We start from the raw sequence: 21,216 nt of genomic DNA on the forward strand, positions 1-21,216 counted from the left end.
CTTGTATGACTATAGAGAACAGCCGCCCCGGCGCCATGGCAAGACATACCTTTCCGGTTTTCGCACATGCAGTTTCAATCAACGCCGAAAAATCGCCCGCCCTTTCGCCGGGCATGACGCTCGGATAGGCTGCGGCGCATGTCAGAACCTGTCCGATTCATCCATCTGCGCGTGCATACCGAATATTCGCTGCTTGAAGGCGCCGTGCCGGTCAAGAAGCTGGTGGGGCTGTGCGCCGCGCAATCCATGCCTGCGGTGGCGATGACCGACACCAATGCCATGTTCGGCGCGCTGGAATTTTCCACCATCGCCAGCGGCGCCGGGGTGCAGCCGATCATCGGCTGTCAGGTGTCGCTGTGCTATGAACAGGCCGCGCCCGGCGAAAAGCCCAAACCCCCGGCCCCGGTCGTGCTGCTGGCGCAGACCGAAGCGGGTTACATGAACCTGATGAAACTGTCCTCGTGCCTTTATGTGGACAAGGGCGGGCAGTTGCCGCAGGTCACGATGGCCGATCTGGAGGCCCATGCCGAGGGGCTGATCTGCCTGACCGGCGGGCCGGAGGGGCCGGTGGGCAAGATCCTGCAATCAGGCAACCGCGCCAAGGCCGAGGCGCTGGTAGAGCGGCTGGCCGGGTTCTATCCGGGGCGGCTGTATGTCGAATTGCAGCGCCATCCCGGCGAGGGCGGTCGGCTGATGGAGGCCGAGGCGGCAACCGAGCGCGGCTTTGTCGAGATCGCCTATGACAAGGGCCTGCCGCTGGTCGCCACCAATGACGTGTATTTCCCCAAAACCGAGATGTACGAGGCGCATGACGCGCTGATCTGCATCGCGGAGGGCGCCTATGTCGATCAGCAGACTCCGCGCCGCCGGTTGACACCGCAGCATTATTTCAAATCCGAAGCGGAGATGTGCGCGCTGTTCGCCGATCTGCCCGAGGCGCTGGAGAATACGGTGGAAATCGCGCGGCGCTGTGCCTTCAAGGCCGCCAAGCGCAACCCGATCCTGCCGAAATTCGCCGATGACGAGGTGCAGGAACTGCGCCGTCAGGCCAACGAGGGGTTGCAGCGCCGCCTTGCCATCATCCCCCATGCCGTCCCCCCCGCAGAGTATCAGGCGCGGCTGGATTTCGAGCTGGGCATTATCGAGAAGATGGGGTTTCCCGGCTATTTCCTGATCGTGGCCGATTTCATCAAATGGGCCAAGGATCACGACATTCCGGTCGGGCCGGGCCGGGGCTCAGGTGCCGGCTCGTTGGTGGCCTATGCGCTGACCATCACCGACCTTGATCCCCTGCGCTATGCGCTGCTGTTCGAACGCTTCCTGAACCCCGAACGCGTGTCGATGCCCGACTTCGACATCGACTTCTGCATGGATCGCCGGGAAGAGGTGATCCGCTACGTTCAGGAAAAATACGGGCGCGACAAGGTGGGGCAGATCATCACCTTCGGCGCGCTGCTGTCCAAAGCCGCCGTGCGCGACGTGGGCCGGGTGTTGCAGATGTCTTACGGGCAGGTGGACCGCCTGTCGAAAATGATCCCGATGGACGGGGTGAAGCCGGTTTCCATCCAGAAGGCGCTGGCCGACGAGCCGCGCCTGCGCGAGGCCGCCAAGGCCGAAGAGGTGGTGGACCGGCTGCTGAATTACGGGATGCAGATCGAGGGGCTGCTGCGCAACGCCTCGACCCACGCCGCCGGGGTGGTGATCGGCGACCGGCCGCTGGATGCGCTGGTGCCGCTGTATCAAGACCCGCGCTCCGACATGCCCGCCACCCAGTTCAACATGAAATGGGTCGAGGCGGCGGGGTTGGTGAAGTTCGACTTTCTGGGCCTGAAAACCCTGACGGTGATCCAGAACGCCATCGACCTGCTGAAGCTGCGCGGGATCAGCGTCGATATCAGCCTGATCCCGCTGGACGACAAACCGACCTACGAGCTTTACGCGGCAGCCAAGACGGTGGCGGTGTTCCAGGTGGAATCCACCGGCATGATGGACGCGCTGCGCCGCATGAAGCCCACCTGCATCGAAGACATCGTGGCGCTGGTGGCCCTGTATCGCCCCGGCCCGATGGAGAACATTCCGGTCTATTGCGAGGTGAAGAACGGGCTGCGCGATCTGGAAAGCCTGCATCCGACCATCGACCCGATCCTGAAGGAAACGCAGGGCATCATCGTCTATCAGGAACAGGTGATGCAGATCGCGCAGGTCATGGCGGGCTACAGCCTTGGCGGCGCAGACCTGTTGCGCCGCGCCATGGGCAAGAAGATCGCCGAGGAAATGGCGAAGGAACGCCCGAAATTCATCGAAGGTGCCAAGGCCACCCACAATATCGACGCGAAGAAGGCGGGCGAAGTCTTTGACCTTCTGGAGAAATTTGCCAATTACGGCTTCAACAAATCCCACGCTGCCGCCTATGCCGTGGTCAGCTATCAAACCGCCTGGCTGAAAGCCAATTACCCGGTCGAATTCATGGCCGCGGTGATGAACTGCGACATGCATCTGACCGACAAGCTGGCCGTCTACAAGCGCGAGGTGGACAAGCTGGGCATCAAGACGGTGGCGCCCTGCGTCAATGCCAGCCTTGCCACCTTTACCGTGGTGAATGGTCAGGTCGTCTATGCGCTTGGTGCGTTGAAGAATGTCGGCGTCGAGGCGATGAAGATGATCGTCGAGGCGCGCAAGACCGATGCAGGCGAGAAACCTTTTGCCACGCTGTTCGATTTTGCCCGCCGGGTGGATCTGAAACGCGTGGGCAAGCGCCCGCTGGAAATGCTGGCCCGCGCCGGCGCCTTTGACCGGATCGACCCCAACCGCGCCCGCGTGTTCGAGGCGCTGGATGCGCTGGTCGCCTATTCCGCCGCGATCCACGAGGCGAAATCCTCCAGTCAGGTCAGCCTGTTCGGCGAGGCCGGATCGGATATTCCCGAACCCCGCCTTGGCAGCCGCAACGACTGGCTGCCGGTGGAACGGCTGGCGCAGGAACATCAGGCGATCGGCTTCTATCTGTCGGGCCACCCGCTGGACGATTACATGGGGCCGCTGAAACGCAAGAAGGTGATGACGCTGACCGAACTGACCGCCGCCTGCGAACGCGGGCCGGTGGTGGGCAAGCTGGCCGGATCGGTCAGCAGTCGGCAGGAACGCAAATCCGCCAAGGGCAACCGCTTTGCCTTCGTGCAACTGTCTGACCCGACAGGGCTTTACGAGGTCACCGTGTTTTCCGACACGCTGGAACAATGCCGCGATTTTCTGGAACCCGGCCAGAATGTCGTGCTGACGGTCGAGGCCAATCTGGAAGGCGAAACGCTGAAACTGCTGGCGCGCGGGGCCCAGCCCATCGACAGCGTGGCGGCCGAGGCCGGGGGGGCCAACCTGCGCATCCACATCACCCATGCCGAAGCTGCGCAGTCTATCGCCACGCTGCTGGGCACCATCGCGCCCGCGCGGACCAAGGGGCAGATCACGTTATGCGTGCCCGATGCGCAGGGCCGCGAGATCGACCTGGCCCTGCCCGACCTTTACCCCGTCACGCCGCAGGTGAAGGGCGCAATCAAGGCGATGAACGGCGTGTTGATGGTCGAGGAAGCCTGAAACGAAATAGGCGCGGAGAGGGGACTCCGCGCCGACCGTCATGAAATGGCTTTGCCTTGCGGCGGCCCGCGTCAGAGCAGCAGGAAGTCGCTGCGCGTCAGTTGCGTCACGTCCTGCAGGATGGCGATGAACTCGGCCTCTGCATAGTCGCCCGACCCGTCCGCATCGAACCAGAGCCGCCCGGTATCGGTTTCGAACAGGAAGGTGGCAGCCAGTTCCGTGGCCAGCGGATCAGCGCCGGTCACAAGGCGGAACGTATCGTCGGTCATGCTGAAACTGTAGCCGATGAAGGCCAGCTTGTCCTCGCCACGGGTGAAATCGGTCACCACGTCGCCGGTATTGCCGCGCGCCGAGTAATCGAACAGGAACTGGTCATTGCCCGCGCCGCCGGTCAGCCAGTCATCCCCCGACCCGCCATTCAGCGTGTCGTTGCCATTGCGGCCCATCAGAACGTCATCGCCGAAGGCACCGTCGAAAACATCGGCAGCATTGCTGCCCAGCAATTCGTCATCGGCCGAGCTGCCCACGATCTTCTCGAACCCGGTCAGCGTCAGCCCTTCTGCCTGCCCGGCATTGTTGCCCTGCGCCAGCAGATCCAGCCGGGCCGACAGCACATACATGTTGAAGGTGAAGGTATCGGTGCCCGCCCCGCCATCGAAGATATCGGTGCCCGTGGCATCGGTGCGCGCCATGGTATCGTCGCCCGCCTCGCCATACAGCTTGTCGTCGCCCGCACCGTCATACAGGATGTCATTGCCCGCGCCACCGCGCAGAAGGTCGTTGCCCGCCTGCCCGTTCAGCACATCGGCCAGCGCACCGCCGGTCACCCGGTCATTGCCCTGACTGCCCTGATAGCTCAGTTGCTCGAAGCCCGAAACCTTGGTCGTGGCATCCAGCTTGCTTTGCGCGGCGTTGATGTCGAGCGTGAAGTTCCCCGTCTGGTCCGACAGGATGATCGACAGATAGTCGGTGCCCACGCCACCCGAGGCCGTGCCGCCATGCGTCATGTTCACGGTATCGTCGCCCGCGCCGCCATCCAGCACATCGCCCACTTCCGAGGCATAATAGGCGCCGCTCGACAGATAGTCGTTGCCATCGCCCCCATACAGCGAATCCGCCCCGGCGGCGCCGTTCATGCTGTCATTCCCGGCCTTGCCATCCAGCCGGTCATTGCCCGCGCCGCCATCGAACACATCGTTCAGCGCGCCGCCGGTCAGCTTGTCATTGCCGGACCCGGAATAGACATTGGCCACTTCGAACGCGGTGGCCTTGATCAACCCGCCCAGCAGATTGACATTCGCGCTCAGGGTAAAGATCACCGGATCGACCTGCGATCCCAGCGACAGCGCAAGGGTGTCGATCCCCGCGCCGCCCTGTGCCACAACACTGCCCGTCGCCCGCCCCCCGCGCGAAAAGAAGTCGTCGCCCGCGCCAAGGTTGACGCGATAGTTGCCCACCTCGCCGCCATAGCCGTTATCGACGCTCACCCGGTCATTGTCGTCGCCCGCGTCGATCACGTTCATGTCGCCGCCTGCATCGTCGATGGTATCGGCGCCGACGCCACCGATCATCGTATCGCTGCCGGTCCCGCCATACAGCCCGTCACCCCCGGCGCCGCCATTGATGCTGTCGTCCCCGGCATCGCCGGTCAGAAAGTCATAGTCATGGCTGGTGCCCAGAAGCGTGTCATTGCCCGCGCCGCCATTGGCGGTGATCTGCAGGGCCGCACCGACCGAGGCGATGCGGTCATTGCCATTGCCGAACTGGATGTAGAACCGCTCGATCCCCTTGGCCACCGTGCCGCCAGTCAGCAGCGCATTGGTGCCGGTGATCTTCAGCACCATGTTCGTGGTCTCGCCCCAATAGGACATGCTCAGATGATCGGTGCCGGTGCCACCCTCGACATGATCGGCCCCGCCACCGCCGATCGACAGGAAATCGTCACCCACCCCGCCATAAAGCGAATCCGCGCCATCCCCGCCGCTCAGGTTGTCATTGCCCGCTGCCCCGTCCAGCCGGTCATTGCCACCGCCACCATAGGCCGTATCATTGCCGTCCAGCAGCCGGATGATATTGTTCTCGGTGCCCAGCGCACTGATCGAATATTCCTCGAACCCGGTGATCGTGCTGCCGCCCAGCAGGCTCACAACCTGCCCCGGCGCCTTGGCCACGAAATTGCCGGTGAGCCAGGTCATCTCCAGCCGGTCATAACCCACGCCACCGCGCAACGTGTCGCGGCCTTCGTTGAAGGTGAAGGACACGCTATCATTGCCCGTGCCGCCATCCATCAGGTCGCTGCCGGAAGTGTCACTGAGCCGGTCGTCGCCAACATTGCCAAACAGCTTGTCATTGCCCACCCCGCCGACCATCGAGTCGGTATGGATGCCGCCGTTGAGCACGTCGTTGCCTTCGCCGCCATCGGCATAGCCCATATAGTCGTTGGTCAGCGTGTCATTGCCGATGCCGCCGTAAAGCTGGTTATAGCCTTCATCGCCGAACAAGGCGTCATTGCCGTCTTCGCCCTGAAGGAAGTCGTGCCCCTTGCCGCCGCGCACCAGATCATCACCCGTGCCCGCCGCAACGGAATCGTTGCCGCCATTGCCCTGCAGCGTGTCATTGCCGTCGCGGCCCTGGAAATAGTCGTTGTTCATCCCGCCCAGGATGCGGTCGGCCAGTGTGGTTCCGGCGATGTTGAAATTCTCGATCAGCGTCACCGACACATTGCCGGTCAGCTTCTGGGTCACGATCCAGTCCCCGATCGAGATGTTCAGCCCCGCCGCCTGCGCCGCGTAATCCAGCGTCAGCGTATCGGTGCCCGACCCACCATTCATCACATCGCCGGTGAAGCTGCCTGCCGTGGTGCCATAGGCCCCGAACATGTCATTGCTCGAGCCGCCGGTCATCGTGTCCACGCCGTCGCCGCCATAGAAGTAGTCGCCGCCGCTGAACCCGTCCAGCACGTCATCCCCGGCCTCGCCGGTCAGGAAATCGCCCTGAAAGCCACCATAGACAGTATCGTCGCCCTCGCCCGCCAGGATGTTGTCGCCACCCATGTTGCCGTTGACCACGTCGTTCCCGGTCAATGCGGTGATGTAGTCCGAGAACTCGTCGGTGCCATTGATCGTGTCTGGGTCGATGGTGCCCGTGATGAAAGCCATGGCATCCTCCTGCATTGATTTTCTTTGCCCAGCTATGCCGCAAATCCCTGCCTCGCCCCATCACCCGAACAGGTGATACGCTGCATTTTAGGGCCGATTCGTGTCCTGCCGCTTGGGGTGGGCGGGCATGGGTCTTGTGTGGGGGATAACAGGGCGTCTTGGGAATGGGTGTGACGGATATGCGCAACGCCGCGCCTTCCGGCGGCGCGGCTGCGGGTGCGCGACGCCTGCCGGGTGTGTTCAACCCGGTGGTGCGGCTGTCTGTTGCCCTTCTGGCGGTACTGCTGGCCATGGGGCTGGTGTTCGTCCTGCGGCTTGCCCAGCCCGATCTGAGCGCCGGACAGATCGACATGGCGCGCCCCGGGCCGGTCACCCTGCAGCATGGCGGGCAAAGCCTGCGCCTCCTGTCCCTTGCCCCCGCCCTTGGCGGCAAGGGGGCCGGGGTGGCCATTCCCGCCGATCTGGCGATCGAAGACCCTGACATGCTGCCCTCTTACGCCGCGCGGCGGGCTTTTCTGCAGGCGCAGGCCATGGCCATGGCGCTGCTGCGCGATGCGGGCGCGCGCGGGATGCCACTGCGCGCCACGGTCCAGCCCGCCGAAGGTGGCCCCCCCTTCACCCTGCTGCTGCCGGTCGCGGCGCACAGCCGCCTTGCCGACCTGCCGCGCGATTTCTGGGTGCAGATCGGCTGCGGCCTGACCGTGCTGCTGATCGCCGCCTTCTTCTTTGCGCTGCGCCCGGGCACCGCCCGGCGCCGCAGCGCCCCCGAAGGGTTGAGCGGCTTCGTGCTTGCCGGTCTGGGCGTGGGGGGCGCGGGCTTTTGCGCCGCGATCTATTCCTCGCGCGCGCTGGTGATGGAACCGGGCCTGATCTTCGCCGCATCGCTCGGCAACCACGCCTTCACCTTCCTGTTCGGCTCGGGGATGATGGCACTGTTTGCGCGCTATCCCCGCCCGGTGCTGCGCTGGCGTTACGTCCTGCTGTCCAGTGCCGCATTGCTGGTGTCGATCCTGCTTTACCGGCTGGAACTGGCGCCACATAGCCTGATCCGCCCGCAAAACATCACCGGCGTCATCTTCCTGATCATTGTCGCGCTGATCCTGCTGCAACTGCGCGCCACCCGCCGCAACCCCGCTGACCGCGCCGCCCTGCGCTGGCTGGGCCTGTCGTTCCTGCTGGGCTCCGGCGTATTCGTGATGCTGGTGGCCCTGCCCGTCGTGTTCGAACAGGAAAGCATCCTGTCGCAAGGCATGTCGTTCATCCCACTTTGCGCGATTTATGTCGGCACCGCTTTGGCCTTCGCGCGCTACCGGCTGTTCGATCTGGATCGCTGGGCCTGGCGCATCCTGTTCCATATGGGGGTGATCTGCCTGCTGGTCTGCGTCGATCTGCTGGTGATGGTCACGCTCAGCCTGTCCAGCCCGGTGGCCATGGCCTTTGCGGTGCTGACGGTGGGCCTGCTGTATTTCCCGCTGCGCGACCATGTGTTCGAACGCTGGCTGGCGCCGCGCCGCCCCGATATGGCGGCGATCTATGCCGGCACCGTCTCCATCGCCTTCCAGATCGGCCCCGCCGCCAAGGCCGAGGCGTGGCGCAGCCTGCTCATGCGCCTGTTCGCGCCGCTGCAGATGGACCCCGTACCCGATGCCCCCCCCGCCCCCGTGCTGGGCGACGAAGGCCTGTCGCTGACCCTGCCCGCCCAGAACGGCGCCCCTGCGCTGCGTCTGGCCTTTGCAGGCGGCGGGCGGCGGCTGTTCAACGGCGCCGATCTGGCGCTGCTGACGCAGGTGCACGCCCTGCTGCGCGCCGCCGAGGCCGACCGCACGGCCTATGAGGCCGCGCTGCATCAGGAACGCCGCCGCATCGCCCGCGATCTGCATGACGATGTGGGGGCCAACCTTCTGTCGGCGCTACACAGCCGCGACGATGCCAAACGGCAGGATTTTCTGGTCGAGGCGCTGGCCGATCTGCGCCAGATCGCCTCGGGCCTTGCCGGGCGCCCCGTCACGCTGGAAAGCCAGATTGCCGAAATGCGCGCCGAGAGCCACAACCGGGCCGAAGCGCAGGGCCGCACCCTGATCTGGCCTCTGGGCAGCGCCGATGCCAGCGCCGACCAGCTGGGCTACGAAGTGCAGCGCAACCTGACCGCCCTCCACCGCGAGGCGTTGTCGAACGCGCTGGCGCATGGCGGGCCGGGGGCGATCACCATCCATGCCGATCTGGACGGGGACAGCCTGATCTACCGGATGGAAAACCCGCTGGGGCCAACCCCGCCCACCGCCGCCCCGCGTCGCGGCAATGGCCTTGGCAACATGGCCGCCCGCGCCGAGGCGCTGGGGGGCCGGGTCACCGCGCGCCGCGACGAAACAGCGCAGCGCCATATCCTGACGCTGCGGATACCCCTGCACGCGAGCCCCACCCCCACCATCGCCCCCGCGCCCTTCATCGCCGCTTGACCTGCCAGAACCGGACCCGCCCGTCAGATGACCAGCCCTCCCCCCCAAGCCCAGCCCCAGCCCGTCACCGCCCCCGTGCGCGACTGCGCCGCCCTGCGCGCGCTGATCCTTGACGACAACCGCGAAACCCGCAACTGGATCGCCGAAACGCTGGGCAGCGCACTGGCCGGGGCACAGATCGACACCGCCACCACTTGTGCCGAAGCGCGCGCCTTGCTGGCCGATCCCGCCCGCCATTATGACTTCGCGCTGATCGACCTCGATCTGCCCGATGGCAACGGGGTGGACATCATCCGCGCCCTTGTGCAGAACCGCCCCGATACCCTGCCCGTGGTCATCACCATCTTTGAAGACGACGCCTCGCTGTTCGAGGCCCTGGCCGCCGGGGCGATGGGCTATATCCTGAAAGGTGTGAAAACCGCGAACCTGATCGAACAGTTCCGCCGCATCGAACAGGGCGAGCCGCCCATCTCGCCGCGCATCGCGCAGCGGATCCTGGCGCATTTCAAGACACAGCCCCCCCGCCAGCCTCCCCTGGCAGAACCCTGCCTGACCCAGCGCGAGCTGGAAGTGCTGCGCCTGCTGGGCAAGGGCCTGACCGTGGCCGACATCGCGCAAAACCTTGGCATTTCCGCCAATACCTGCGCCACGCATACCAAGTCGATCTATCGCAAGCTCAATATCTCCACCCGCGCCGAGGCGGCGCTAGCCGCTGACCGCCGCGGGCTGATCTGACGGCTTGCCCTTCGCCGCAGCCTCCATCAAGCCGCGCCGGGCCGTGCTTTCCTCCACTGCGCGGCGCAGCGTCTCGTTGCCCTGCAACAGGTCCAGAAAGCGCTGCTCGTCCAGCCGCAACAGCGTGCAATGGGTGATCGCCGTCACCTGCGCCCGGCGTGGGCGGCGGGTCAGGATGCCAAGCTGGCCAAACAGTTCGCCCCGGCCCAACCGCTGCAACTGCCCGGCAAACTCCACCTCCACCGCGCCCGAGGCGAGGAAGAACACATGCCGCGCCGGGTCGCCCTTGCGGATCAGCACTTCGCCCGGCTGGGCATAGACCGTCGAAATCCGCCTCTGGACCATGCGCAACTGCCCGGCATCCAGCCCCGCCAGCGCCGGCATCTGCCGCAACATCTCGCTCTTCTGCACCGCCAGATCCAGCTTCGGGCGCTGTTCCAGCCGCCGCCGCGCCCCGGCCAGCGACTGGCGCAGGGTGACATGCAGTTCCTTGCCGATCAGCCCGTCGGCCAGCAGCGTGTCATATTCCCGTTCCTCGATGCGCAGCGCCAGACGGCGGATGAACCGGCGCTGCATCTCCTCGGCATAGCCCGGATATTGCAGCCGCAGCCCCTCGACCGCCTGTTCCACCTCGTTCTCGCGCACCGCCAGCACCTGATGCAGGATTTCGGCCACGCGGCGGCCATGGATGCGGCGGATCTTGCCGTCGATATGCGCGTGCAGATCGGCCAGGATCAGCCGCTGGTTCAGCAGGATTTCAAAGCGGTTGGCCGTCATCACCGACAGGGGCCGTGACAGGCGCAGCCGGTTGTGCAACGTCACCGCCACGCGGTAGAACCGCCCGTAGCCAAGGCTGCGGATCGCGCCGCGCCGATAGCCATGCCGCCCGCCCAGCCGCGTCGCTTCGACCAGCCGCCCGACATCTGTCAGCATCTGTTCCGCCCGCCCCGACGAGATCTGCTGTTCGCGGAACGCCTCCAACACCAGATCATGCTCGTGCCCGGCCAACGCCAGCAGGCCCAGCGTGATGCGGTCCTTCTCGCGGATGCCCTTGCCCTCGTCCGCCAGCGCCACCGCCTGATCCAGCCGCTGACCAAAGACCTTGGCCTCGGCGCGCACGATGTCATGGCTCAGCGCGTGGTCCTTCACCGCCTCGGCCACCTCTTCGCGCACATTCTGCAAAGCCACGGCGATCACTTGCCGCGACAGCGCCAGATCCAGCGGCGCCAGCCGGGTCAGCCCCAGCCGCCGGATCACCCAGCCCAGCGTCGTGCCCTGCGCGAACAGCGTGAACAGGGTGAACCCGGTCGCCAGAATCCCCACCTCGCGCTGCACATCCAGCGGCACGCGGTAGTTTTCCGTCACCGCCAGCGCCAGCGCCAGCGTCACCGCCCCGCGCAAGCCGCCCCACAGGATGGCGATCCGGTAAGGCCGCTCCACCCGCGGCGAGAGTTTCAGCGCCGACAGCAGCGGCAGCACCCCCCACAGCATGACCATCCGCGCGGCAAAGGCCGCCACGATCACCACCGCCACAAGGAAAATGTCCGACAGCCGCGCATTCTGCATCAGCCGGGGGATCAGCAACGAGGCCAGCACGAAGATCAGCGCTCCCGCCCAATGGGCCAGCAGTTCCCATACCTCGCGCAGGTTGGTCCATGTCGCCGGCGCCAGCTTGCCCGGCCCGACCCAGTTCAGCGTCATCCCCGCCACCACCACCGCCACCACGCCCGAGGCACCCAGCACATGATCGGCCAGCAGATACACCCCGTACGGCACCGCGATCGACAGCGACAGTTGCGCCAGCGGAAAGGCCGCCAGCATCACCATCGCCAGCAGCGCCAGCCGCGCCACGATCCAGCCGGTCAGCACCCCGCCCGCAATGGTGCTGGGCAGGCCGATGAACGCATCCTGCAAGGTCGGGTTGGGCACGCCCGCCATGACGAAGGTCAGGAAAAAGCCGAACAGCGCGATGGCGGCGGCGTCGTTCAGCAGGCTTTCGCCCTCGACGATCCGCGCCAGCCGCTGCGGCGTGGCCAGCCCGCGAAAGATCGACACCACCGCCGACGGGTCGGTGGTGGAGACAATGGCGCCCAGCAGGAAACAGGCCAGCAGCCCCATCTCGCTGAACGGCGCCAGCGCGCCCCCCACGAACAGCGTGGCCACCAGCACCGCCGCAACCGCCATGGCCAGGATCGGCACCCAGTCATCCAGCATCCGCCGCAGATCCAGCCCCAGCGCCACCTGAAACACCAGCGTCGGCAGGAAGACATGCAGGAACACCGCCGACCGGATCGGCAGCGACAGCAGCGTCTGCAGATCCTCGCTCAGACTGTCGCCCATGGTGGAGCGCACAACCACCGCCGCCACCCCCAGTGCCGCCCCGGCAACCGCCAGAACCACCGAATACGGCAGGCGCAGACGCTCGGCCACCGGCTCGGCGATGGCGATGAGAATGAACAGCAGGGCTGCGGCGGTGACGAAAAGAACGATATCCATTTCCATAGGATACGCGCCACGCCGCGCAGGCGAAAGACGGCGGGGGGCCGCGCTCACGCAGAATTATGGCCAGTGGGGGAATCTTGCTGGCCAGATCAACCTTCATATGTGATAATAACCCACATATGCAGAAAGAACCGCCCCCGATGGCCCCGCGCAACGCCTATGCCACCCGCCTGCCGGTCGATGACCAGCGCGACCACCTGATGGTTCAGGTGGCCAAGCTCTATTTCGACATGGATCGCACACAGGCGCAGATTGCCGCCGATCTGGGGCTGACGCGCTGGCAGGTCGCCCGCCTGCTGAGTGAGGCGCGCGAGGAAGGCATCGTGCGGATCGAGATCACCCCCCGCGCCGGGCGCCGCACCGGGCTGGAACTGGCGCTGCAACAGCGCTTTGCGCTGCACGAGGCCGTGGTGGTGCCGATGGGCGCCTCCCCCGATCCGGCCTTGCGGCTGGAGGCGGTGGCGCAGGCCGCCGCCAACCATCTGGCCGCGCTCAGCCCCCGCCCGGCGCTCGTCGGGCTCAGTTGGGGGCGCACCATGTCGGCGGTGGCGCGTGCCTTGCCCGCAGGCTGGGCGCCCGGCGCGCATTTCGTGCTGGTCAACGGCTCGATCACCCTGCACGCCACCTCGGCCCGCAATGCCGCCGTGGCCGAGGAATTCGCGCAATCGGCGGGCGGCAGCGCCTCACTGCTGCCGGTCCCCGCGATCCTTGGCCGCGCCGCAACCCGGCTGGCGCTGGAGGATGACCCGGTCGTCGCCCGCGTGCTGGCCCTTGCGCGCGAAGCGCCGGTGGCCTGTTTCGGCATGGGCGGCATGGGGGCCGGTTCGGCCTTCGTCACCTCTGGCTACCTGACCGAGGCGGAAATCGCCCGCTTGCGCGACCTTGGCGCCGTGGGCGACATTCTGGGCCGCTTCGTCGATGCGCAAGGCCGCATCGTCGATGCCGATCTGGATGCCCGCACCATCGGCCTGCCGCTGTCGGCCCTGCAGGCCAAGGCCCACCGCATCGGCATCACCACCGGCCCCGACAAATACGCCATCGCCGCCGCCGCCCTGCGCGCGGGTCTGCTCACCGCATTGGTGACGGACGAGGCGACCGCCCGCACCCTTCTCGATGCGCCCGAACCCGGCGCCAGACAGGACACCGCATGACCCATTCGTTCCCCCGCCCCACCGGCACCGCCTTCACCCCCGACGCGTTCGAGACGCAGACCGTCAACACCCCCGCCGCCGAACGCCGCGCCGCCAGCCTGCCCGCCCGCCGGTCGGTGAAGAAAGACTGGCAGGCCGCCTGGCTGCTGCGCGCCATCACCTGCATCGACCTGACAACCCTTGCGGGCGACGACACGGCGGGCCGGGTGCAGCGGCTGTGCGCCAAGGCCCGCAACCCGGTGCGCGCCGATCTGCTGGCGGCCCTTGGGGTCGAAGGCGTCACGGTGGGCGCCGTCTGCGTCTATCCGACCATGGTGCCCCATGCGGTCAAGGCGCTGGCCGGATCGGGCATCCCGGTCGCCTCGGTCGCCACCGGCTTTCCGGCGGGGCTGACGCCGCTGCCACTGCGGCTGGCGGAAATCAGCTATGCGGTGGATCAGGGCGCGGCGGAAATCGACATCGTGATCACCCGCGAACATGTGCTGACCGGCAACTGGGCCGCGCTTTATGACGAAATCGCCGCCATGCGTGCCGCCTGTGGTGAAGCCCATCTGAAGGCGATCCTCGCCACCGGCGACCTGAAAACCCTGACCAATGTCTACAAGGCCAGCATGGTCGCCATGCAGGCGGGCGCCGATTTCATCAAGACCTCCACCGGCAAGGAAGATGTGAACGCCACCCTGCCCGTCTCGCTCACCATGCTGCGCGCGCTGCGCGACTACCGCGACCGCACCGGCCAATGGGTGGGCTTCAAACCCGCAGGCGGATTGAAAACCGCGAAAGACGCGATGAACTGGCAGATCCTGATGAAAGAGGAACTGGGCACCCGCTGGCTGATGCCCGATCTGTTCCGCATCGGCGCCTCCTCGCTGCTGGGCGACATCGAACGCCAGCTTGAACACCATGTCACGGGCCGCTACTCGGCCGCCAACCGCCACGCGCTGGCCTGAGGACACGTCATGCCCACCATTCAGGACATCATGCAGACCATGGAATACGGCCCCGCCCCCGAAGGCACTGCCGAGGTCACGGCCTGGCTTGCCGCCCATCCGGTGATCCCCCATTACATCAACGGCAAATTCCCCAAACCCGAAGGCCCGCTGGCCGAGGTGCTGAACCCCGCCACCGATGCCGTTCTGGCCCAAGTCGCCCTCGGCACCGAGGCCGAGGTGGAGGCTGCAACCCGCGCCGCCCGCGCCGCCTTTCCCAAATGGTCCGCCCTGCCGGGGCACGCGCGGGCGCAATACCTCTACGCCCTCGCCCGCCACATCCAGAAGCGCGAACGCTTCCTGTCGGTGCTGGAAACCATGGACAACGGCAAGACGATCCGCGAAAGCCGCGACATCGACCTGCCGCTGGTCGCCCGCCACTTCTATCACCACGCCGGCTGGGCCGAACTGCTGGAGACCGAGTTTCCCGCCCATCAGCCGCTCGGCGTCTGCGGCCAGATCATCCCGTGGAACTTCCCGCTGCTGATGCTGGCGTGGAAACTGGCGCCTGCGCTGGCGGCAGGCAATACCGTGGTGCTGAAGCCCGCCGATCTGACCCCGCTTTCCGCCTTTGCCTTCGCGCAGATCTGCGTCGAAGTGGGCCTGCCCCCCGGCGTAGTGAACATCGTGCAGGGCGACGGCGCGACCGGCGCCCGGATCGCGGGCCATCCGCAGATCGACAAGCTGGCCTTCACCGGCTCGACCGAGGTCGGCCGTATCCTGCGCCGCCAGACCGCCGGGTCGGGCAAGAAACTGTCGCTGGAACTTGGCGGCAAATCCCCCTTCATCGTGTTTGAAGATGCCGATCTGGATGCCGCCGTCGAAGGCGTGGTCGATGCGATCTGGTTCAATCAGGGCGAAGTCTGCTGCGCCGGGTCGCGTATCCTCGTGCAAGAGGGCGTCGCCCCCCGCTTCTTCGCCAAGCTGACCGCGCGGATGCAAACCCTGCGCGTCGGCGATCCGCTGGACAAGACGATGGATGTCGGCGCCATCGTCTCGCGCAAGCAACTCGCCCGCATCGACGCCCTGCTGCAGCAGGGCGTGGCCGAGGGCGCGACCTTCCATCGCGCCCCCGCCGCGCTACCCGCGCAAGGCGCCTTCTGCACCCCCGGCTTCTTCACCGGCACCGCCCCCGCCCATACCGTCAGCCAGACCGAGATTTTCGGCCCCGTCGCCACCACGCTCACCTTCCGCACCCCGGACGAGGCGGTCACGCTGGCCAATGACAGCCGCTATGGCCTGTCCGCCTCGATCTGGTCGGAAAACGTCACCCGCGTGATCGACATCGCGGCCAAGGTGAAGGCGGGCGTCGTCTGGATCAACGCCACCAACCTGTTCGACGCAGGCGCCCCCTTCGGCGGCTTCCGCGAAAGCGGCTTCGGGCGCGAAGGCGGGCGCGCGGGGATGCTGGAATACCTCGCCCCCAAGGCCCGGCCCGGCAAACCTCGCCCCGCCCCCGCCCTGCCGCTGACCGTGGCGCCCTGCCCCGATGCAGCGACCCGGCCCGCCATCGACATCACCGCCAAGCTTTACATCGGCGGCAAACAGGCCCGCGCCGACAGTGGCCAAAGCTATACCGTGCTGGGCCGCGCCGGGGCCATCGGTCAGGCGGCCCTTGCCAACCGCAAGGATGCCCGCAACGCGGTGGAGGCTGCGGCCAAGGCCAGCGGCTGGGGCGGCATCACCGCGCATAACCGCGCGCAGGTGCTGTATTTCCTCGCTGAAAACCTCGCCCAGCGGCGCGACGAGGTCACCGCCGCCCTCGCCGCCACCGGCGCCAGCCCGAAGCCGGAGGCAGAGTTAGACGCCAGCCTGCGCCGCATCTTCTGGTATGCCGCACAGGCCGACAAATTCGACGGCGCAGTGACCGCCACCAAATCGAACCACGTCACCCTGACGGTGAACGAGCCCTTCGGCACCCTCGCCGTGATCTGCCCCGACGAAGCGCCGCTGCTCTCGCTGCTGTCGCTGATCCTGCCCGCCCTCGCCATGGGCAACCGCGTGGTGGCGGTGGCCGCGCAGTCCCATCCGCTGATCGCGGCAAAACTGTATCAGGTGCTGGAAACCTCTGATCTGCCTGCCGGTGTCGTCAACCTGCTGACCGGCGAGCGGGATGCCTTGGCGAAAACGCTGGCCGAGCATGATGACGTGGCCGCGCTCTGGTATCACGGCAGCCCTGACGGCGTGGCACTGGTGGAAAGCTCCAGCGCGGGCAACCTCAAACCCGTCTGGGCCGAAGGCACGCTGCGCGACTGGCTTGACCCTGCGCAGGGTCAGGGCGCAGATTTCCTGCGCCGCGCCACGCAGATCAAGACGATCTGGCTGCCCTACGGCGCCTGATCCGATTTTTCGCAGAAAAATCGCCCAAACCCGGCGGCAATTCTTCGCAGAAGGATTGCCGCCGCTCAGGCCGCCTGCTCCAGCACCGCAACCAGATCCGCCACGCCCAGCCCCACCGGATTGCCCTTCATCGACGATGACAGGGCCGAGGCTTCGGCCACCGCGCCAAACGACCCGCGCGCCAGCCCCTGCGCCTCCAGCCCAGGCAACCCTTGGCCCCGCGCCCAATCCGTCAGAACCTGCGGCGCCTCGTCGGCCGTCCCGCCAAACACCCCGGCAATCAGCCCGCACACCGCGTCGATCCGCGCCCGTGCGGCACCGTCCGTCCGGCTGCGGTTCATCGCCAGCACCGGCCCCAGCAGCGCCCCGCAGATCGCGCCATGCGCCGCCCCGGTCTGCCCGCCGATCACCCCCGCCAGCCCATGCACCGCGCCAAGCCCGGCATTGGCCAGCGCCACACCGCCCGTCACCGAACACCAGGCCAGCGCATCGCGCGCGCCCGCATCCTCGCCCGCCATCAGCACCTTCAGCGCCGCCAGCCCCGGCGCGATCACCGGCCAGGTGATTGCATCGGTGAACGGCGTCGCCTTGGCCGAGATATAGGGTTCAATCACCTGCGTCACCGCATCAAGGCCCGAGGCCAGCGTTACCGCCTTCGGGCAGCCATCGGTCAGCGCGGGGTCCACGATCGCCAGCCGCGCCAGCATCCGGTCATCGCGCAGGCTGACCTTGCGCCCTTGGTCCGGCACACCGATCACCGCATTCTTCGTGGCCTCGGCCCCGGTGCCTGCCGTGGTCGGCAGCGCGATGAAGGGCAGCGGCGGCGCGACCAGCGGCAGACCTTTGCCCACCACCTCCAGATGGTCCATCGGCCCGCCCGGCGCCGGGATCAGCGCCGCCAGCGCCTTGGCCAGATCCAGCGCCGCGCCACCGCCGCAGCCCACCACCCATTCCGGGCGCTGCCCCCGCGCCACGTCCAGCGCCGCTTCCAGATCGGCCAGCACCGGCTCGCCCGCGCAAGGCAGCCCGATCACCTCGCAGCCCTGCGCCCGCAACCCCGCCAGCAACCAGCCCGCCCGGGCCGCAGTGGCGCCATGCACCACCACGCCGCGCCCGCCATAGGCCGAAATCAGCCCCGGCGCCGTCAGCGCCTCGCCCCGGCCGAAGACGATCCGCCCCGGCATCGCAATCGAAAACGCCATTCCGCCCCCTAGAACATCATCGTGGCCGCAACGGCCCGCTGCCAGCGCGCATATTTCGCCGCCCGCTCCGCCGCACCCATCGCAGGCTCGAACCGCCGTTCCAAGGCCCATTGCGCGGCAAAGCCTGCAGGCCCCGGGCACAGCCCTGCCTTTTGCCCCGCCAGCCACGCCGCGCCCAACGCCGTGGTTTCCGTCACGCCGGGCCGATCCACCGGCGCACCCAGAATATCGGCCAGAAACTGCATCGCCCAGTCAGAGCGCGCCATGCCGCCATCCACCCGCAACACCGCCGCCCCTGCCGTCCCCCAGTCGGCCTGCATCGCCGCCAGCAGATCGCGGGTCTGATAGCCCACCGTTTCCAGCGCCGCCCGCGCCAGTTCCGCCGGGCCAGAGCCGCGCGTCAGCCCGAACACCGCCCCCCGGCAATCGGGCCGCCAATAGGGCGCGCCCAGCCCGGTAAAGGCGGGCACCAGCACCACGCCCTCCGCCGCCCGTTCGGCCAGCGCCTGCGTCTCGCCCGCCGCCCCGATCACCCCCAACCCGTCGCGCAGCCATTGCACCACCGCGCCCGCGACGAAGATCGCGCCTTCCAGCGCATAGGTCGGCACCCCGTCCAGCTGATAGGCAATCGTCGTCAGCATCCGATGGCTGGATCGCACCGGCGCCGCCCCGGTATTGAGCAGTGCAAAACAGCCCGTGCCATAGGTGGATTTCATCATCCCCGGCGCGAAACAGGCCTGCCCCACCGTCGCCGCCTGCTGATCGCCCGCCACACCAAGGATCGGCAGCGCCTGCCCGAACAGCGCCGCATCGGTCACCCCGAACTCTGCCGCGCAATCCTTCACCTCGGGCAGCACCGCCATCGGCACCCCGAACAGCGCACACAGATCGGCATCCCAGCGCCCGGCGCCGATGTCATACAGCATGGTGCGCGCCGCATTGGTGGCATCGGTCGCATGCACCCGCCCGCCGGTCAGCCGCCAGATCAGAAAACTGTCCACCGTGCCAAAGGCCAACGCGCCCCGTTCGGCCCGCGCCTTGGCGCCCGGCACAGTCTCCAGCAGCCAGCCGAGTTTGGAGGCCGAGAAATACGGGTCCAGCAACAGCCCGGTGCGGGCGGTCACCATCTCCTCCATCCCCTCCGCCTTCATCTGCGCACACCGCTCCGCCGTGCGCCGGTCCTGCCAGACAATCGCGCGGTGCAGCACCTCGCCGGTCGCCCGGTCCCACAGCAGGGTGGTTTCGCGCTGATTGGTGATGCCGATCGCCGCCACCGCCTGCCCGCCCGCCATCGCCTGCCGCCCGCAGGCCAGCACCGATTGCCAGATCTCTTCGGCGTCATGCTCCACCCAGCCCGAGGCCGGAAAGTGCTGCGTCAACTCTCGCTGCGCCACCGATACCACCCGCAGCGCCGCATCGAACAGGATCGCGCGGGTCGATGTCGTGCCCTGATCTATCGCCAGAATATGTGTCATGCCGTCCTCCCTGCCGGGAAGCCTAGTGCCCCGCCATGTAACCTTCCAGTGCCGCCGCCTGTTCCGCCGACACGCGCAGCCCCAGCTTGGACCGGCGCCACAGCACATCCGCCGCCGTCACCGCAAATTCCCGCGTCCTCAGCCAGTCCACCTCGCGCGCGGTCAGCGTCGCGCCGAAATCCGCCCCCAGATCGGCGGCTTGCGCCGCATCGCCCAGCATCTGCGCCGCCTGCGTGCCGTAAGCCCGCACCAGCCGCGCCGCCCAGGCCTCGGTCAGAAACGGATAGCGCGCCCGCAACCCCGCCCGCAGCGCCGCCACCCCGTCCACCGGAAAATCCCCGCCCGGCAGCGCCACCCGCGCCGTCCAATCCCCCTTGGCCTGCGGAAAATACGGCGCGAGCTTGGCCAGCGCGCTTTCCGCCAGCCGCCGATAGGTGGTGATCTTGCCGCCGAACACGTTCAGCAGCGGTGCCCCGCCGGTGTCCAGCCGCAGCACATAATCCCGCGTTGCCGCCGTCGCGGACGAGGCCCCGTCATCATACAGCGGCCGCACCCCCGAATAGGTCCAGACCACATCCGCCGCCGTCACCGGCCGCGCGAAATACTCCGACGCGAAGGCGCACAGGTAATCCCGCTCCTCCTCGGTGCAATAAGCCGTGCCGGGGCCGCCGCGATGGTCCTTGTCGGTGGTGCCGATCAGGGTGAAATCCTGCTCATAGGGAATGGCAAAGATGATCCGCCCATCCTTGCCCTGAAAGAAATAGCAGCGGTCATGGTCATACAGCTTGCGCGTCACGATATGGCTGCCGCGCACCAGCCGCACACCATCTGCCGTGGCGATATGCGCCACATCGCGGATCACCTCGGCCACCCATGGCCCGCCGGCATTGACCAGCGCGCGGGCAAACTGCACCGCCCGCCCCTCCGGCCCTTCGGTTTCCACCTGCCACATCGCCCCCACGCGCGCGGCCCGCACCACCCGCGTCCGGGTCAGGATGCGCGCGCCGCGATCTGCCGCATCGCGGGCATTCAGCGCCACCAGCCGCGCATCCTCCACCCAGCAATCGCTGTATTCAAACGCCTTGCGGAACTTCGGCTGCAACGCCCGCCCCGCCGCATCCTGCGTCAGATCCAGCGTGCGGGTGGCCGGCAGGATCTGGCGCCCGCCCAGCGTGTCATACAGAAACAGCCCCAGCCGGATCAGCCAGGCCGGGCGCCGCCCGCGCATCCACGGCATGCACAGCCCCAGCAGCCGCGACGTGGGCGTGGCGCCTTCAAACCGCATATCTGCATGATAAGGCAGCACAAACCGCATCGGCCAACTGATATGCGGCATGGCGGTCAGCAGGGTTTCGCGTTCCTCCAGCGCCTCGCGCACCAGCCGGAACTCGAAATATTCCAGATAGCGCAGCCCGCCATGAAACAGCTTGGTCGAGGCGGACGAGGTGCCCTGCGCCAGATCGCCCTGTTCCGCCAGCACGACCGACAGCCCCCGCCCCGCCGCATCGCGCGCGATGCCGCAGCCGTTGATCCCGCCGCCGATGATGAACAGATCGGCCACCGCCGCGCTTTCGCTGCCCGCCATGCCTGCACCCTCCACCTGAAGCTGCGGCGATTTTC

At 67.2% G+C, this 21,216-nt stretch carries 11 protein-coding genes; 6 read left to right on the forward strand and 5 right to left on the reverse strand.

Annotated features, from left to right (window positions below; genetic code table 11):
• The first annotated feature begins 138 nt into the window (after positions 1 to 138).
• The gene (gene dnaE, locus BMX43_RS07440) at positions 139 to 3,588 is read left to right on the forward strand and encodes a DNA polymerase III subunit alpha (RefSeq protein ID WP_091299508.1); all 3,450 of its coding nucleotides are present in this window, start codon (positions 139 to 141) and stop codon (positions 3,586 to 3,588) included.
• Between the two features lie 71 nt (positions 3,589 to 3,659).
• Here dnaE and BMX43_RS07445 read toward each other — a convergent pair whose 3' ends face one another.
• Positions 3,660 to 6,746 (reverse strand): calcium-binding protein, encoded by a 3,087-nt coding sequence (locus BMX43_RS07445; RefSeq protein WP_175482049.1) that lies wholly within the window; start codon positions 6,744 to 6,746, stop codon positions 3,660 to 3,662.
• A 164-nt stretch (positions 6,747 to 6,910) separates the two neighbouring features.
• Between BMX43_RS07445 and BMX43_RS07450 the strand changes: the two genes are divergently transcribed.
• Both BMX43_RS07450 and BMX43_RS07455 read left to right on the forward strand, forming a co-directional pair.
• Positions 6,911 to 9,202 (forward strand): sensor histidine kinase, encoded by a 2,292-nt coding sequence (locus tag BMX43_RS07450; protein ID WP_091299515.1) that lies wholly within the window; start codon positions 6,911 to 6,913, stop codon positions 9,200 to 9,202.
• Positions 9,203 to 9,229: 27 nt separating this feature from the next.
• Entirely contained in the window at positions 9,230 to 9,937 is a 708-nt protein-coding gene (locus BMX43_RS07455; RefSeq protein WP_091299517.1) for a response regulator, read from the forward strand.
• Here the strand turns inward: BMX43_RS07455 and BMX43_RS07460 are convergent.
• Positions 9,908 to 12,433, reverse strand: a complete 2,526-nt coding sequence (locus BMX43_RS07460; RefSeq protein WP_091300156.1) for a cation:proton antiporter — start codon at positions 12,431 to 12,433, stop codon at positions 9,908 to 9,910. The two genes, BMX43_RS07455 and BMX43_RS07460, sit on opposite strands and share 30 nt — an antisense overlap.
• 146 nt (positions 12,434 to 12,579) lie before the next feature.
• Between BMX43_RS07460 and BMX43_RS07465 the strand changes: the two genes are divergently transcribed.
• From BMX43_RS07465 to BMX43_RS07475, 3 genes are read left to right on the forward strand one after another with little or no spacing between them, the layout of a single operon-like run.
• A complete protein-coding gene (locus tag BMX43_RS07465; RefSeq protein ID WP_091300160.1) occupies positions 12,580 to 13,590 on the forward strand; it encodes a sugar-binding transcriptional regulator in 1,011 nt (336 codons plus the stop codon).
• Positions 13,587 to 14,540: a deoxyribose-phosphate aldolase gene (gene deoC, locus BMX43_RS07470; RefSeq protein ID WP_091299520.1), complete on the forward strand. Its 954-nt coding sequence runs from the start codon at positions 13,587 to 13,589 to the stop codon at positions 14,538 to 14,540. The genes BMX43_RS07465 and deoC overlap by 4 nt, the downstream gene beginning before the upstream one ends.
• Before the next feature lie 9 nt (positions 14,541 to 14,549).
• On the forward strand, positions 14,550 to 16,919 hold the full coding sequence (locus BMX43_RS07475; RefSeq protein WP_091299523.1) for an aldehyde dehydrogenase family protein: 2,370 nt from the start codon (positions 14,550 to 14,552) through the stop codon (positions 16,917 to 16,919).
• Between the two features lie 65 nt (positions 16,920 to 16,984).
• Here BMX43_RS07475 and BMX43_RS07480 read toward each other — a convergent pair whose 3' ends face one another.
• Genes BMX43_RS07480 through glpD form a run of 3 tightly spaced genes read right to left on the reverse strand, consistent with a single transcriptional unit; the run spans position 16,985 to position 21,181 of the window.
• On the reverse strand, positions 16,985 to 18,121 hold the full coding sequence (locus BMX43_RS07480; RefSeq protein ID WP_091299526.1) for an iron-containing alcohol dehydrogenase: 1,137 nt from the start codon (positions 18,119 to 18,121) through the stop codon (positions 16,985 to 16,987).
• An 8-nt stretch (positions 18,122 to 18,129) separates the two neighbouring features.
• Entirely contained in the window at positions 18,130 to 19,596 is a 1,467-nt protein-coding gene (glpK, locus tag BMX43_RS07485; RefSeq protein ID WP_091299529.1) for a glycerol kinase GlpK, read from the reverse strand.
• Between the two features lie 22 nt (positions 19,597 to 19,618).
• A complete protein-coding gene (gene glpD / locus BMX43_RS07490) occupies positions 19,619 to 21,181 on the reverse strand; it encodes a glycerol-3-phosphate dehydrogenase (protein WP_091299531.1) in 1,563 nt (520 codons plus the stop codon).
• Between the last annotated feature and the right edge of the window lie 35 nt (positions 21,182 to 21,216).

The organism is Gemmobacter aquatilis, from assembly GCF_900110025.1.
GTDB lineage: Bacteria > Pseudomonadota > Alphaproteobacteria > Rhodobacterales > Rhodobacteraceae > Gemmobacter > Gemmobacter aquatilis.

Bases quoted from the DNA above. Each gene is read 5' to 3' on its own strand.
- dnaE (WP_091299508.1), top strand. From the start codon at position 139: ATGTCAGAACCTGTCCGATTCATCCATCTGCGCGTGCATACCGAATAT.
- BMX43_RS07445 (WP_175482049.1), bottom strand. From the start codon at position 6,746: ATGGCTTTCATCACGGGCACCATCGACCCAGACACGATCAATGGCACC.
- BMX43_RS07450 (WP_091299515.1), top strand. From the start codon at position 6,911: ATGGGTGTGACGGATATGCGCAACGCCGCGCCTTCCGGCGGCGCGGCT.
- BMX43_RS07455 (WP_091299517.1), top strand. From the start codon at position 9,230: ATGACCAGCCCTCCCCCCCAAGCCCAGCCCCAGCCCGTCACCGCCCCC.
- BMX43_RS07460 (WP_091300156.1), bottom strand. From the start codon at position 12,433: ATGGATATCGTTCTTTTCGTCACCGCCGCAGCCCTGCTGTTCATTCTC.
- BMX43_RS07465 (WP_091300160.1), top strand. From the start codon at position 12,580: ATGGCCCCGCGCAACGCCTATGCCACCCGCCTGCCGGTCGATGACCAG.
- deoC (WP_091299520.1), top strand. From the start codon at position 13,587: ATGACCCATTCGTTCCCCCGCCCCACCGGCACCGCCTTCACCCCCGAC.
- BMX43_RS07475 (WP_091299523.1), top strand. From the start codon at position 14,550: ATGCCCACCATTCAGGACATCATGCAGACCATGGAATACGGCCCCGCC.
- BMX43_RS07480 (WP_091299526.1), bottom strand. From the start codon at position 18,121: ATGGCGTTTTCGATTGCGATGCCGGGGCGGATCGTCTTCGGCCGGGGC.
- glpK (WP_091299529.1), bottom strand. From the start codon at position 19,596: ATGACACATATTCTGGCGATAGATCAGGGCACGACATCGACCCGCGCG.
- glpD (WP_091299531.1), bottom strand. From the start codon at position 21,181: ATGGCGGGCAGCGAAAGCGCGGCGGTGGCCGATCTGTTCATCATCGGC.